General features: G+C 47.1%; 14 protein-coding genes and 2 pseudogenes. 12 read left to right on the top strand and 4 right to left on the bottom strand.

Features of this window, described 5'->3' with window-relative positions; genetic code table 11:
- The first annotated feature begins 30 nt into the window (after window positions 1-30).
- Complete coding sequence (locus PRUTH_RS17750; protein ID WP_053910792.1) at window positions 31-408, top strand: SpoIIAA family protein; 378 nt, start codon at window positions 31-33, stop codon at window positions 406-408.
- Between the two features lie 40 nt (window positions 409-448).
- On the opposite strand, the gene PRUTH_RS17745 is transcribed toward PRUTH_RS17750, so the two are convergent.
- Window positions 449-1,819, bottom strand: a complete 1,371-nt coding sequence (locus PRUTH_RS17745; protein ID WP_151174072.1) for a leucyl aminopeptidase family protein — start codon at window positions 1,817-1,819, stop codon at window positions 449-451.
- A gap of 72 nt (window positions 1,820-1,891) precedes the next feature.
- On the opposite strand from PRUTH_RS17745, the gene thpR reads away from it, so the two are divergent.
- Window positions 1,892-2,425 carry an RNA 2',3'-cyclic phosphodiesterase gene (gene thpR, locus PRUTH_RS17740; RefSeq protein ID WP_151174060.1) on the top strand — a complete coding sequence of 178 codons (534 nt, stop codon included), beginning with the start codon at window positions 1,892-1,894 and terminating at the stop codon, window positions 2,423-2,425.
- A gap of 124 nt (window positions 2,426-2,549) precedes the next feature.
- Window positions 2,550-3,695, top strand: a complete 1,146-nt coding sequence (locus tag PRUTH_RS17735) for a glycosyl hydrolase family 28-related protein (RefSeq protein WP_045979009.1) — start codon at window positions 2,550-2,552, stop codon at window positions 3,693-3,695.
- Window positions 3,696-3,731: 36 nt separating this feature from the next.
- On the opposite strand, the gene PRUTH_RS17730 is transcribed toward PRUTH_RS17735, so the two are convergent.
- Window positions 3,732-4,133 carry a hypothetical protein gene (locus tag PRUTH_RS17730; RefSeq protein ID WP_239408341.1) on the bottom strand — a complete coding sequence of 134 codons (402 nt, stop codon included), beginning with the start codon at window positions 4,131-4,133 and terminating at the stop codon, window positions 3,732-3,734.
- Between the two features lie 204 nt (window positions 4,134-4,337).
- On the opposite strand from PRUTH_RS17730, the pseudogene PRUTH_RS19355 reads away from it, so the two are divergent.
- The 4 genes and pseudogenes from PRUTH_RS19355 (at window position 4,338) to PRUTH_RS19405 (ending at window position 8,216) form a co-directional block, all read left to right on the top strand.
- A pseudogene (locus PRUTH_RS19355) lies at window positions 4,338-6,915 on the top strand (TonB-dependent receptor plug domain-containing protein).
- A 588-nt stretch (window positions 6,916-7,503) separates the two neighbouring features.
- Window positions 7,504-7,731, top strand: a complete 228-nt coding sequence (locus PRUTH_RS17720) for a hypothetical protein (RefSeq protein WP_151174071.1) — start codon at window positions 7,504-7,506, stop codon at window positions 7,729-7,731.
- A gap of 63 nt (window positions 7,732-7,794) precedes the next feature.
- A complete protein-coding gene (locus tag PRUTH_RS17715; RefSeq protein ID WP_151174070.1) occupies window positions 7,795-8,043 on the top strand; it encodes a hypothetical protein in 249 nt (82 codons plus the stop codon).
- Window positions 8,043-8,216, top strand: coding sequence for a sulfotransferase (locus PRUTH_RS19405; RefSeq protein ID WP_151174069.1), 174 nt, complete (start codon window positions 8,043-8,045; stop codon window positions 8,214-8,216). Before PRUTH_RS17715 ends, PRUTH_RS19405 begins: the two co-directional genes overlap by 1 nt.
- Before the next feature lie 217 nt (window positions 8,217-8,433).
- On the opposite strand, the pseudogene PRUTH_RS17705 reads toward PRUTH_RS19405, so the two are convergent.
- Window positions 8,434-9,336: pseudogene (locus tag PRUTH_RS17705) on the bottom strand (alpha/beta fold hydrolase).
- A 250-nt stretch (window positions 9,337-9,586) separates the two neighbouring features.
- On the opposite strand from PRUTH_RS17705, the gene rlmF reads away from it, so the two are divergent.
- On the top strand, window positions 9,587-10,495 hold the full coding sequence (rlmF, locus tag PRUTH_RS17700) for a 23S rRNA (adenine(1618)-N(6))-methyltransferase RlmF (RefSeq protein WP_151174058.1): 909 nt from the start codon (window positions 9,587-9,589) through the stop codon (window positions 10,493-10,495).
- On the opposite strand, the gene PRUTH_RS17695 is transcribed toward rlmF, so the two are convergent.
- Entirely contained in the window at window positions 10,465-11,082 is a 618-nt protein-coding gene (locus tag PRUTH_RS17695; protein WP_053910801.1) for a thymidine kinase, read from the bottom strand. The two genes, rlmF and PRUTH_RS17695, sit on opposite strands and share 31 nt — an antisense overlap.
- A gap of 311 nt (window positions 11,083-11,393) precedes the next feature.
- On the opposite strand from PRUTH_RS17695, the gene PRUTH_RS17690 reads away from it, so the two are divergent.
- From PRUTH_RS17690 to PRUTH_RS17675, 4 genes are all read left to right on the top strand, one after another.
- The gene (locus tag PRUTH_RS17690) at window positions 11,394-11,579 is read left to right on the top strand and encodes a hypothetical protein (RefSeq protein ID WP_151174068.1); all 186 of its coding nucleotides are present in this window, start codon (window positions 11,394-11,396) and stop codon (window positions 11,577-11,579) included.
- Window positions 11,549-11,908, top strand: a complete 360-nt coding sequence (locus tag PRUTH_RS17685) for a TonB-dependent receptor plug domain-containing protein (protein WP_257221090.1) — start codon at window positions 11,549-11,551, stop codon at window positions 11,906-11,908. Before PRUTH_RS17690 ends, PRUTH_RS17685 begins: the two co-directional genes overlap by 31 nt.
- A 105-nt stretch (window positions 11,909-12,013) precedes the next feature.
- Window positions 12,014-12,580 (top strand): hypothetical protein, encoded by a 567-nt coding sequence (locus PRUTH_RS17680; RefSeq protein ID WP_151174066.1) that lies wholly within the window; start codon window positions 12,014-12,016, stop codon window positions 12,578-12,580.
- Window positions 12,552-13,421 (top strand): TonB-dependent receptor domain-containing protein, encoded by an 870-nt coding sequence (locus tag PRUTH_RS17675; protein WP_151174065.1) that lies wholly within the window; start codon window positions 12,552-12,554, stop codon window positions 13,419-13,421. Before PRUTH_RS17680 ends, PRUTH_RS17675 begins: the two co-directional genes overlap by 29 nt.
- Window positions 13,422-13,432 lie beyond the last annotated feature (11 nt).

The raw sequence follows: 13,432 nt of genomic DNA, 5'->3' as shown, positions 1-13,432 counted from the left end.
CTTGAGCGTGAGCTATATAGGAACAGTGTTATGGCTAAAGACGGTTTGAAAGTAGATATAGAGCGCCACCAGCAGCGCATCTATATCGCCTTAGTACTGACCGGTACGTTGAATCATGAGCATTATCAACTACTGACGCCATTATTCGCTTCGGCCTTGGCTGATATTGACGAGCCCATTGTCGATGTTTTCATCGACGCCAGTCAGCTAGACGGTTTTACGACACGAGCTATGTGGGATGACTTCAAGTTAGGGGTTATTCATCGTAAGCAATTTAAACGCATAGCCTTGTACGGCCATAAGCGGTGGCAAAGCTTCGCGGCAAGTGTTGCAAATTGGTTTGTTAGTGGCGAAGTTAAATATTTCGACGACCCTCGCGCGGCAATCGCCTGGTTATCTGAACATTAAAAAAGGCCGCTTACGCAGCCTTTAGTGTAACTTTTTTTGCTTAGCTACCAAAGCGCTGTTGCAACATAGTGTATGCAGCACGAATACCAAAGGCCTCACCACCTACCGGGCGGCCTGGTAGTGCGCGCACATTCCACGCCATAACATCAAAGTGTACCCAAGGTGTTTCTTTAGCAACAAACTCTTGCAGGTAAAGCGCTGCGGTAATGGCGCCGCCAAATGGCCCTTGTGAGCAGTTGCTCATATCCGCCACGTCGCTTTTCAACAAGTTTTTATACTGAGCAAACAGTGGCATACGCCATACTGGATCTTGGCTTTGATAGCCAGCCTCTGTCAACGCCTGAGCGATGCCATCATCGCTACTGAAAAAACCGGGTAACTCGGTGCCAAGAGCAATTCGCATAGCGCCGGTGAGGGTGGCGAAATCGATAATAAGATCGGGGTTATCTTGCTGCGCTTCATCAAGCGCATCGCACAACACTAAGCGACCCTCGGCATCGGTATTGTCAATTTCAACGGTAATGCCTTTACGAGTTTTAACCACATCACCTGGGCGAAACGCATTACGTGATACCGCATTTTCGACTGCAGGAATTAACACCCGTAGCTGCACGTTTAACCCAGCTGCCATAATCATATTAGCAAGGCCCAATACATGCGCCGCACCGCCCATGTCTTTTTTCATTAAACGCATGCCCGCCGCAGGCTTTAAATCTAAACCGCCGGAGTCAAAGCATACGCCCTTGCCTACCAAAATGATTTTAGGCGCTTTTTTATCGCCCCAGCGCAAATCAAGCAATCGCGGCTTGTTTTCGCTCGCACGACCGACCAAATGAATGGTCGGATAGTTTTGCTCTAATAGCTCATCACCGATCCACTGTGAAAATTGGCCATCGTAACGCTCAGCTAAGTCGCTCATGACTTCACTTAAGTGTTGAGGCATCATATCCGCCGCAGGCGTATTAACAAGATCGCGCACTAAGTTTGTCGACTCAACACTGGCTACCAGCTCATTGAACAACGCCTTATCGGTTATGAGTAAACGCGCTTTCGGTGCATTCGTTTGTTTATACCCGGTGAATTGATAGCCACCGAGCGCAAAACCCAGGGCAATATCACGTTCGTTGGCGCAGTCCGTCAGTTGATAATCGCCCTCTGGCAACTTGTTCACACTGTCTCCAGCGGCCCACACACTTTGCTCATTATCGCTGACTAAGACTGCCAGTTTAGGTTCGCCATTGTCGGTATTTGGCACAACACATAGACCTTGACCTCCACCGAGTGAACGCAATACCCAAGTTCGGGTAAAGTCATCCTGTTGCTCAGACCATGTCTCTAAGTTGTTTTGATTGATAACATAAAAAGGGATTGGCGCGTTATCCTTACGCGGCGTATTTACCAAAAGATTCATTGCAGACTCATCGTTGGTTGCTGATAATATCCAGCATATCAAGTTCGCCTTATAATTGGTATAGGATGAGTAATGGCGTCTTCACTTTCCAGCCGACGGTTGTTTTTTGCTCTGGGTTTAAGCAATGAGGCAAAGTCTTCACTCGCGCACTGGTTACAACACCATGTCATTGCCGATAAAGCCTTTACGCAACCACGAAACTGGCACTTAACCCTGTTATTTCTTGGCAGTACCTCTTTGAATACAGAGGCTGCGCTGATTAAAGAAGTGAGAGCCCTGCAGCTTAGGAAGTTTAACTTAAAGGTGGCTGACATCGATTGGTGGCCCAGTAATGGCATTTTTCACCTTCGCCCCATCTCACCACCTGATGCGTTATTCACACTGCACAATGACCTCAAAGAGATAGCACAAAAACATCATATTGAAGATCCGCACCGGCGCTATCGCCCCCACATCACCCTAGCAAGAAACTGCAAAGCGATGCCCACAGTTGCTCAACCGATGCCAGCTTTTGATATGCAAGTGCATAGTTTTACATTGTTTGAGTCGACCCGTGATGAGCAAGGCTTGGTCTATCGCCCGATTGAATATTTTACGCTGTATTAGCGTGCTTTTAAGCAAATACATTGAGACTCTGAGGATGGCACACTATGCTAAAGGTAACCGGTTCCCTACATCGCATTACCAGTCAGAACCACGACTTTGAATTATCTATTTTCAAGGATCCATCATGACGCGATTTATTTACTTTCTTTTACTTTTTTCTTTCGTTGCCCACGCAGAAAATGTGCATGTCGGCGATTTCGGCGCCACAGCCGATGATCAACAAGATGACAGCGTAGCGATACAAAGCGCCCTCGACTCACTGGCCAAAGGTGACACGCTAATCTTTGCTGAGGGCACGTACGATGTGTGCACCACCTTAGTGTTGCAACACAGTGAGCAAATCACTTTGCGCTCTTTTACACAGAGTAAATTAAAAAAGTGTGCAAACTTTTCTGGAGAATACTTGCTTTACGTTAAACCAGCGCAAGACTTCACCCTGAGCTCGTTACATTTTCAAGGGCTCCATAACGGTCACCAAGTTAGCACCTGGGGCAAACAAGGTGTGTATATCGCCTCGGCTACAAACGTAAAAATTATCGGCAATGAGTTTAGCAACTTTGGTGATGCCGCTTTGCGCGTGACCTCTGGGCCTGAAGCCGATTATTTCACCACCAATACCCGTGAAGTCATGATCGCCAGCAACCGCTTTAGTCAGTGTCGGCAAGTGACAACAACACAAGCACAGACAAACTCTTACGTGGGAGGGGTGAATGATATTGTGGTGTTGGACAATGAATTTGAGAGTTGTACCCTTAAGCTTTCAACTCGTGCGCCAGCACAAACTGCGAATGTGTTGTTCAATACCTTTAAGGATATTAACAAGACCGCATTTGAGGTGAGCTACTACTCAGATTTGTGGGTCGCTCATAATCGCTTTATGAACATTGATGGGTTTGTTATGAACTTATACCCGAACTCTCAAGCTCCCCGACAAATCCCGTGGGATAACATTATGTTTGAGAAAAACTTTATTCATAACACTCGATTTGGTCTGCGCCTAAATAGTCTTGGCAGAGAGCAACTGCGCCCTGTGTACGCGTTGACCGTGCGCGATAACCGTTTTGAGCAAGTCCACTTCGCCGAGGAAACCAACTGGCGTGATATTGTGCGAACCTACAGCTACTCTGATCACGCTTCTTTCGATGGAGTACATATTTCTGGAAACGAATATGAACTCGCCCCGGACAGCGATTTTCTTTACATTGATCCCCTTAGTCGCAATGTGTATATCGACAACAACACTGCCCTCCCCACTCAACCGGGCAGTTAGCTGAGCGCCGCCTAGTTGGGCACGCCAGTGTCTAAACTAGTCCTGAGGAGGGGAATTGTCGTCGCAGCGGGATGAATTCTTAGCTGGTGGTTTAGGGTGACTGAACGAGCTAGGTAACACCTCAACCCCTACCAGCTTGGCAATTTTAACAACAAGGGGGATGGTAATAGGTGCAAATGGCAGTATTGCAAACACGCCTAAACCCAGCCCCTTTAAAATATCCACAAACTGTTCATTCGCCACTTTGAGTTCATGCTTAGTGGCGTTACCACGCGTGTAGCGTCGGTAGATATCCAGCATCTCTTTTGTTTCTTGGCGTTCTTGCGCCAAGGCCCACTTCACCGTCACCATCGCGCGACGTAATTTCAATTTTTGTCGCCGCCGAGAAATAAGCAGCACGCGGATTGGAGCGCGATGGAATAAACGATAGATGCGCATAAGGTCTTCACTAAGTAGTTACTAAATGATTGTCACACAGATAACTCCTAGACGCTAGCACCAAGGATTTTCTCCCACTTAGGTCTAATATTTTGTAACAAAAGTTATTGTTGTGTTGAATCTATTGTAAACAACATGTATAGATACCTTATACACAATGACAACAAAGAATCATAAATCTGTATACTAACTGGGGGATACAATATGAAGTTGAAATACAGAACTCTGCAAGCAGCCGTTCGCTGCGCACTTCTTTCCACATCAACGGTAGCGCTGCTACACACCGGTAATGCACTTGCTGAAGACGAGAGCAACGCTGAAAAAACGAAAAATATTGAAAAATCGCCGTCGTAGGGTCTCGTGCTGCGCCACGCTCTATCGGCAGTTTCTCCTGTTCCGGTTGATATTATCGGCGGTGAAGAGCTCAGTAAGGTGGGTAATTCCGATATGTTAGAAGTGCTTAAAGGCACTGTTCATCATTTAATGTACATAGTAACCCTATCAGTGACGCAGCAACGCTTGTGCGCCCTGCTAACTTGCGAGGTCTCCCCTCAGATAGCACACTCGTCTTACTCAATGGTAAACGCCGCCATCGCGCCTCGGTCATCGCATTTTTAGGCGGTGGTATTAACGATGGTGCACAAGGCCCTGATATTTCAGTGATCCCAAGCATCGCGCTGAAACAAGTAGAGGTATTGCGCGATGGTGCTGCGGCGCAGTACGGGTCGGATGCAATTGCTGGGGTAATGAACTTCGTGCTGAAAGATGCCAGCGAAGGGGGTACGTTTGAAGTACGCCATGGGCAGTACTACGAAGGCGACGGTGATAGCACCCAAATTGCGGGTAACATTGGTTTACCTTTCACTGATAACGGCTTCGCTAACTTAAGCTTCCAATATAAAAATGCTGATGCGACAAGTCGCAGTACTCAGCGCGCTGACGCGATTGCGTTAACAGCGGCGGGCGTGCCGGATATTGACGACCCTGCACAAATTTGGGGTACCCAGAGATTGAAGACGACATTTCCATTTTTGGTAATGTTGGCTTAGAGCTAACCAATGATGATGAGTTCTACATGTTCGGAAACTATTCTGAGCGTGATGTTCGTGGTGGCTTCTATTATCGTAACCCGCATACACGCCCAGGTGTGTACTCCAACGATGGCGGTGAAACGCTGCTGGTGGGTGATTTAACTGGCGATATGAGCGGCAACTGCCCAACCAATATCCAAATCGACGATAACGTACTGGACAACCAGAGTACATTAATGGTGTTGCTAATAACCTGATTGCTTTGCCTTTAATGAAATTCTTCCTGGTGGTTTTACGCCAAACTTCGGCGGTAATATCGTTGACACCTCATTCACGGCAGGTGTGAAAGGTGAGTTTAGCGATGGTTGGCTCAAAGGTTGGCTCTATGATGCCAGCGGCTCAGTGGGCTATAACGCCTCACGCTACTTCCTCTATGACACCGTAAATGCCTCTTTAGGCCCGCAAACACCGCGCGATTTCTCACCAGGTAAATACGAGCAGCTAGAGAAAACATTTAACTTCGATATCACCCGAACCTTTGATTGGGGGCTTGTATTACGATGCCAACGTTGCCGGTGGTATTGAGTGGCGTGAAGAAACCTTCACCGTGATCGCTGGCGATGAAGATTCATTTGAAATCGGCCCGCTAACAGAGCAAGGCTTCAGTATTGGTTCTAATGGCTTCCCTGGCTTTAAGCCTTCACAGCCGGTGAGTTCACACGCCGCAACTATGCTGCCTATATTGATATCGAAACACCATTCACTGAGAACTTTTTAATGGGTTGGGCGCTGCGCTATGAAGATTACGACAGCTTTGGTTCAACAACTAACTACAAAGTAACGGGTCATTACACTATTAATGACATGTTCTCATTGCGTGGTTCATTAAGCACTGGTTTCCGTGCGCCTACTGTTGGGCAAGCGAACGTTAGTAACGTGCAAACGAACCTAAGCAGTGGCGTGTTGGTTGATTCGGCGCTGTTACCACCAACTAACCCGATTGCGGTTCAACTCGGTGGTGAAGAACTACAGCCGGAAGAATCTGATAGCTATACCTTCGGTGCGGTTTACCAAAACGGTGATTTCTATCTAACATGGATTACTACAACATCGATGTAGAAGACCGTATCAGCCAATCAGAAAAAATCGTGCTTAGCGATGAAGATAAAGACATTTTAAAACAAGCAGGTGTGCCGAATGTCGACCAACTTGCACAAGTCAGTTTTCTTCACCAATGACTTCGACACCACACTGAGGGTGTTGATATCGTAGCCAACTACAGCACTGATTTACTCGATGGTTTCTCAACCTTTAGCTTGGCGTACAACTGGAATGAACTGAAGTAACCAGCTTCAGTGATATTACCGGCGACTTTAAAGTACAACGCCTAGAGGAAGACCTACCTAATCATCGTGGTACAGCAACTTGGTCACAACAATGGGATTCATTCTCTGGCTTTGTGCGCGTGAATTACTTCGGTGAGTACCAAGGTGTTCATGTTGACTTCGACCAAACAGCAAAAATGGCCGATGCCGCAGTAACGGTTTGATGCGGAGGTGACTTACTACCCCACCGAAGCCATCGGTCTATCTGTGGGTGCACAAAACATCTTCGACCAAGAGGCAGAGCCTTTAGATTTCGAGGACCGTACAGGTATTCCTAATAACAATTGGGGTGGCTTGTACTATGAAACCTCGCCGTTTGGTTTCAATGGTGGCTATTACTACGTAAAAGCGACTTATAGCTTCTAATAGAAGCGCATTAACTACATCACAGGCGGGCGTAAAGCCCGCCTTTTTTATGCTTGCGTCGACACAGGCCGCACGGTATGTTGAATTAAAAAGCTTTACCGAATCACTATGACTATTTTAGAGCGTGCTATCAGCTGCTAAGTGAAAACAAACTTAAGGAAGCCGAGTTTCATTTTAAATCGGCGCTTGAGCCGACCCGAATCAAGGCGAAGCACTGTTTGGTTTGGGTCGCATTGCCATCCGCTTAGAGAAATACCCTCAGGCAGTCTATTTGTTACAAAAGCCTGCCAAAGGCTCCCTAAAGTACTCGACCTTTATTTGCGCTTGCCGATGCATTTGACGGCCTAGAGAAACGTAGTGATGCTTATGAAGTACTGCACTACTGCACCAAAATTGCTCCTCATAACGGCGAGTCCTTTTATCGCTTAGCCCTGCACCATCTTACCTATGGCTATATCAAAAAAGCTAAGCAGGCCCTGCTCAATGGCTTGGGCTGCCCCGATCACCCGGTCACCCCTTACATATACTATGAGTTAACCAACTGAAAGGTAATAGTGTTACTTCTAAACAGATTGCTCATATGCACACTTGCTTAGTGCAAGCCGCAGCACGCAAGCCAAAGTGGTGCTGCATTATAGCTTGGCAAAAAGCTATCATAACAGTGGTGACAAAACTCAGGCCTTTGCTCACTATCGTTTAGCCAATGAAATGCAATATACCTTGTGTACGCCTTTAGGCGAGGGCTTCGAGCAGTACATCAACACGCTCATAGCACAGTTTTCAACACCTTTATTGCTGACCAACAAGACACCTTAAAGGCCAGCTTTATTCCGGTGTTTATTGTTGGCATGCCACGGACGGGTTCCCCTGTTAGAGCAAATGTTGTGTCAGCACCCAAGCATAGCAAGCCTGGGTGAAAACGACGTTATTAGCGCCAAACTGATGGCTTATTTGAGCGCGGTCAATGAAGCTCCTTTCCCACATTGTATGGCCAATACGAACACCGATATTCGTAACCGACTGCGGCAGATGTACGTTGATGAACTGACCAAGCATCAACTCGCTCACCGTGTCGTGATCAATAACTCCCCGCTAACTTTCAGGCTCTCGGAGCTATTCAAGCACTGATGCCGAATGCCGTGTTTATCGATTTGAGACGTAATTTCCAGCCCATGGCTTGGTCAGTATTTTGTCATTACTTTGGCGCCAATGAGCCCTTTTTCTGCCATATGGACACCCTAGCTCGTTACTACGAAGGCTATGATAACTTGATGCAACACTGGCGGAGACACATTGGGTGAAAACCTGATCACGATACATTACGAACAATTAGTTGCAAGAACCTGAACAGTCCTTACGTAAAATATTCAGTAAACTAGAGTTAAGTTACACACAACAATGCTTGCGCTATTTTGAATCACATCACGCGGTGACAACCTTGAGTCGCCATCAATGCGTGAACCCGTCTATAAAGATGCGAACAAAGCTTCAAAGAATATGAGCAGCCTTTAGCGAGCTTTAGCCGTAGCGTGAAAACCAGGCCAGTACATCTGAAATGATCCGCTGGCTTGGGGATGAGTAAGCATGTCAATATGACCGTAGTCATGGTGATGGCCATGACTGCGCCCGTACAACTTAAATTCTTGGATGCCACAACCTGACTCTTGCATAAACTTCTTTATATCTATGGGTTGTGCCAGCGTTTATCCTTCACCCCTGCAATGTGCAACGTTGGCGGTAACGCCAAGCGTTTAATGGCATGGCCATAATCAAAACCATCGTCGCTATCAATCCAAGGCCTAACCTTTGCCCACTGCATACTTTGATAGTGTGATTTAACGGTTTCGTCATCACTGCCCCACTTCAGTTTACGCGCAGGCAAATAGCCATATTTCTTCGCTTTTTTTGGCGCCAACCAATACCACACCAATTAACCTTTAAGGATTTACTAGGGTACGGTTATACAATGAGCGCTTGGATCCAAAATATGCACAGGCGCTGACTTTCTTTTATGTACTCAGGAAAGCGAGCAAAGACACTGTTGAATAACAACCGCCCCAAGGAGTGGAGCCGACCCAAAAACGAGGAAATTCACCGGCATGCTCCGTTATATTTGCTCAAAAACGCTGGAATTTCATGACATATAGCCTCGGTTTGCCCATAACTGGCCCCAGGGCCTATTGATGGCTTACTTTCGCCACGACCACATAAGTCGGCGACATAACATCGATATCCATGTTTAGCTAAAAAAGGCGCTAATCCTTTATTCGAATGCGTATAAAAAATCTTGCCATTTTCAACAGCACCATGCATAAAAAAGATGGCTGGACCTGTGGCGTTATCTTGCGCAATATAACGTAAATGAAGGGTTTGCTGCTCACTGTAATCAATATATACCGACTGTTGAATAATATCGCTCATACTTGATACTGCTTATTCTTTTTTACTCATCGTACCAGCATCAAATGTTATCAACAAGTAACATAATTCAGTCACTATTTAGCCACAACAGCTATGCTCGCATGGTGACTAGGCCAGTGGTGTAAAGAAAAGCAATGAAACTAAAAATGAGCAATATGAACGCATGTAGCGCTCTTCGTCAGTCATAAAGCACTACAGCAACAGAGTGATTTTCTCTATAATGGTGCTTTTAGCGGAATAGAGTTTGCCCTTGCATCCGAAGAACCGTCACGCCAACGGCTATGATTTCGACGCCTTGTGTCGAAGCTTACCTAGCTTAGAGAACCACATTATTACTCGGCGCGATGGCCAGCCAAGTATCGATTTCAGCGACCCAAACGCGTTAAAAACACTCAACCAAGCACTGCTCAAGCACCATTATCACATTGATATATGGGATTTACCCAGCGGCTTTTTATGCCCCCCGGTTCCCGGGCGAGCCGATTATGTGCACCACTTACACGACCTACTTGCCAACGACAGCGGCTTAGATGTCGCGCATCATAAAGTAAGAGTGTTGGATGTGGGTACCGGCGCATCGCTCATTTACCCTATCTTAGGTCATAAACTATTTAACTGGCAGTTTGTTGCCAGTGATATCGACCCCCAGTCTGTCAAGCTCGCTAAGCAGTTAGCACAACTCAATCAATTACCTATCAAGGTACAACAACAAAAACGTCCAAGTAGTTATTTTAACGGCATAGTTAAAGCCCAAGATACCTTAGTCGCCACCCTGTGTAATCCGCCTTTTCACGACAGCGAACAAAGCGCACAGGCTGGGAGTGAGCGTAAATGGCGTAACCTTAAAGGCCAAGCAAAAGGGGCGCACCTCAACTTTGGCGGTCGTGCCAATGAGCTGTGGTGCCAAGGTGGCGAACTTGGCTTTGTGCGCGATATGATTTTAGAAAGCAGCCATTATGCCGAGCAGGTACTGTGGTTTAGCTCATTGATTTCAAAAAAAGACAACCTCAGGGCCCTCAAAAACACCTTGCGTAAGGCTGGGGCCATCAATATTGAGGTGGTGAATATGGCCCTAGGGCAAAAAGTCAGCCGCTTTCTTGCTTGGAGTTTTATGCCACAGAGTGAACGTCAAGCACGCTTAGAACAATTGCTTTGCTGAGTGGTACTCGGGTCATTGAGCGCTTGCTTATAATGTTTACGACACACGGAAACATAGCGCTCGTTACCACCAATTTGCACTTGGTCGCCACTGGCAACCACCGCTCCTTCGCTGTCATAGCGCAGTACGTGGTTGGCTTTGCGGCCGCAGTGGCATACGGTTTTTAGCTCCACCAGCTTATCGGCCCAGGCTAATAAATATTGTGAACCGACAAAGAGTTCACCAAGGAAGTCACTGCGTAGACCATAACATAAAACCGGGATGCGCAACTGATCGACAACCTCGGTGAGCTGCCACACTTGCTGCTTCGATAAAAACTGGCTTTCATCCACCAACACACAGTTTACCGGCTGGATTTGGTGCTGCTGTTGGATAAGTGCAAACACATCAGACTCACCGTCAAAGACATAGGCATCGGCCTGCAAGCCAATTCGCGAGGCAACCTTACCAACACCTGAACGGTCGTCTATCGCGGCAGTCATAATCATAGGGCGCATACCGCGCTCACGATAGTTAAAAGCCGATTGCAGTAAGGTTGTGGACTTTCCAGCATTCATCGCCGAGTAGTAGAAATAGAGTTGAGCCATAGTGATTGTTATCCATTTTTTTTCGCGCGCAAGCTTACACTAAGGCTTTATGAAGTCATATCTCCTCTCTGAGAGCTTTAAACAACACTAATCGCGAATTTGTAGCCGCGATAAAATTAAAATCTGCAAAATTCATAGCGTGGCTCACAAATAATACACCTACTAAGCGTAGCTTGCGAACACCGTACCAGCAAAATTCGTGCGTTGCTCACTGGAGTGCGACATATTGCCGCACTGTGGCGGTTTGTTATTGCACCTCGTCCCTAAGCAATTGAAAATTCAGACATGCTTTTCAATTCTCAGTGGATATTATGAAGATAAAATCAGCCCTTGGCGCAACCATCACCGCACTTTTCGCAGTCAATAGTCAGGCCATGGAAGTGATCACCGTGCACTCGCAACACCATGATACGGGTGCTCGTTTAATGCAAATACCGGCACAAAAGTTTGCAACCGACACAGCCGATTGGCTCGATGGTGTTGTTGGGCGGGTGTAAACAAAAATGGCCCGATAACAGGTTTAGCGCAATACCGAGGTATGTTTGCCCAACGCATTAATGTCGCCAGCAATGGCCTCAACTTCAGTGGTGCAGGCCCCAACTCAATGGATACACCACTCAGTTACACCCCTGCCATCATCATTGCAAACATGGACATCTATCGCGGTATTGCCCCGGTCAGTGCCGGTATCGACACGCTTGGCGGGGCCATTGACGTAAACATGCGCCGCGCTGAGCTCGATAGCCCATTGACTGTTAATGGCCGCATCAATGCACAAGATAATGGCTCAGGGTTCAATGCTAGCCTCGCTGAGGGGCGCTGGTAATAGCCAATTTGCTTGGCTCGCCTACGCAGATACGCGCAACAGTGATGACAAGAGGCCAAAGAAGGTGCTATTCCGAACAGTGATTACCAGCGTCACCAGTATGGTGTGCTTACCACGTCGGCCCTAAATCAAGGGCGCCTCTTCGCCAATATTCATCGTACCGATACCAAACAAAGCGGCACAGCCGCGCTGCCTATGGATATTGATTACATCGACACCACACGATTTGAGGTATCGGGTGAGCACGAAATCAGTGACACAACGCTATTATGGGGTATGGGCTTTCAAGATGGCGAGCATGGTATGGATAACTACCAACAGCGCGCCCTCAGTACCGCGCAAAAAGCACGTTATACCCTGGCTTTAGGACGCAGTACCAGTCTCTTTGCCCACATACAAACAGGGGCTTGGCTATGGGGCTATGATGGCAGTATCAACCGTCATGATGCGGACATCACTAATCCAAACAATGACGCATTTTTCGTGGAAAACTTTAATAATGTTGCTGATGACCGCCATAGCCTATTCACCGAGTACACGTTTAGCCACCGCAAGCTCAACACAACAGTAGGCGCACGGTTGAAATACAATGTTGCCAATGCCGATAAAGTAAGCTCCACCATGGCCATGATGATGCCAGCGGTTGCAACCTTACAAACTCGTTTTAAATGATGCAGACAAAAGCGTCAGTGATACCACCTTCGATGTGGTCATCAATAATCGCTATACGTTGAATTCACACTCAGACCTCAGTTACGGTGTCGCTATCAAAGAGCGGGCTGCGAGCTATCAAGCGCGTTATTTATGGCTTCCCATGCAAGCAACCGGGGGCCTTGCGGATGGTAAAACCTATGTCGGTAATATCAACCTTAAACCTGAAACGGCGTACCAAGCGAATGTGGGTTGGTCATACACCTGTGAGCGGCTCTCGATAAAGCCTCAGCTATTTTATCAACGAATTGATAATTACATTCAAGGCATCCCCAGTGAAGACAGTGTGGTGAATATGGTGGCGATGATGATGTCTGGGCAAGGCGCGCTTCGCTTTAGTAATATTGATGCTCACCTTTACGGGGCTGATATGAGCGCCGAGTATCAACTCTCTCGGCAGTGGCAAGTTAATGCTCAGATTAGTTATGTGCGCGGTAAACGCAGGGATGAGGTGAATGACGATCTCTATCGTATCAGCCCACTTAACGGCCAATTAAGTGCCCATTACTATGCCAATGATTACCAAGTGGCTGCGCGTTGGCGCTTCGCCCAGTCGCAAACGCATGTGTCGCACTATAACAACGAGCTGAGCTCACCCGGCTATGGTGTCGTTGATGTGAGTGTAGATTATGATATCAACAGCCATTGGCAGTTCAATGCAGCGGTTAACAACCTTTTTGATCATAGCTATGCGCCACATCTCAACGGCATAAACCGTGTTGATGGCCGGGAGTTAGATAAAGGACAACGTTTACAGGCACTGGGCCGTACTCTCCATCTAGGTGTTAGTTTCTCTTTGTGATAGCTACCAAA

Source organism: Pseudoalteromonas ruthenica (assembly GCF_008808095.1).
GTDB classification, from domain to species: Bacteria; Pseudomonadota; Gammaproteobacteria; order Enterobacterales; family Alteromonadaceae; genus Pseudoalteromonas; species Pseudoalteromonas ruthenica.
Note: the sequence above shows the minus strand (reverse complement) of the source record. Positions and strands in the feature narration are given on the sequence as shown.

Coding starts and splice junctions, on each gene's coding strand:
- PRUTH_RS17750 (WP_053910792.1), top strand. CDS start 31: ATGGCTAAAGACGGTTTGAAAGTAGATATAGAGCGCCACCAGCAGCGC.
- PRUTH_RS17745 (WP_151174072.1), bottom strand. CDS start 1,819: ATGAATCTTTTGGTAAATACGCCGCGTAAGGATAACGCGCCAATCCCT.
- thpR (WP_151174060.1), top strand. CDS start 1,892: ATGGCGTCTTCACTTTCCAGCCGACGGTTGTTTTTTGCTCTGGGTTTA.
- PRUTH_RS17735 (WP_045979009.1), top strand. CDS start 2,550: ATGACGCGATTTATTTACTTTCTTTTACTTTTTTCTTTCGTTGCCCAC.
- PRUTH_RS17730 (WP_239408341.1), bottom strand. CDS start 4,133: ATGCGCATCTATCGTTTATTCCATCGCGCTCCAATCCGCGTGCTGCTT.
- PRUTH_RS17715 (WP_151174070.1), top strand. CDS start 7,795: ATGTTGTGTCAGCACCCAAGCATAGCAAGCCTGGGTGAAAACGACGTT.
- PRUTH_RS19405 (WP_151174069.1), top strand. CDS start 8,043: ATGCCGAATGCCGTGTTTATCGATTTGAGACGTAATTTCCAGCCCATG.
- PRUTH_RS17695 (WP_053910801.1), bottom strand. CDS start 11,082: ATGGCTCAACTCTATTTCTACTACTCGGCGATGAATGCTGGAAAGTCC.
- PRUTH_RS17690 (WP_151174068.1), top strand. CDS start 11,394: ATGAAGATAAAATCAGCCCTTGGCGCAACCATCACCGCACTTTTCGCA.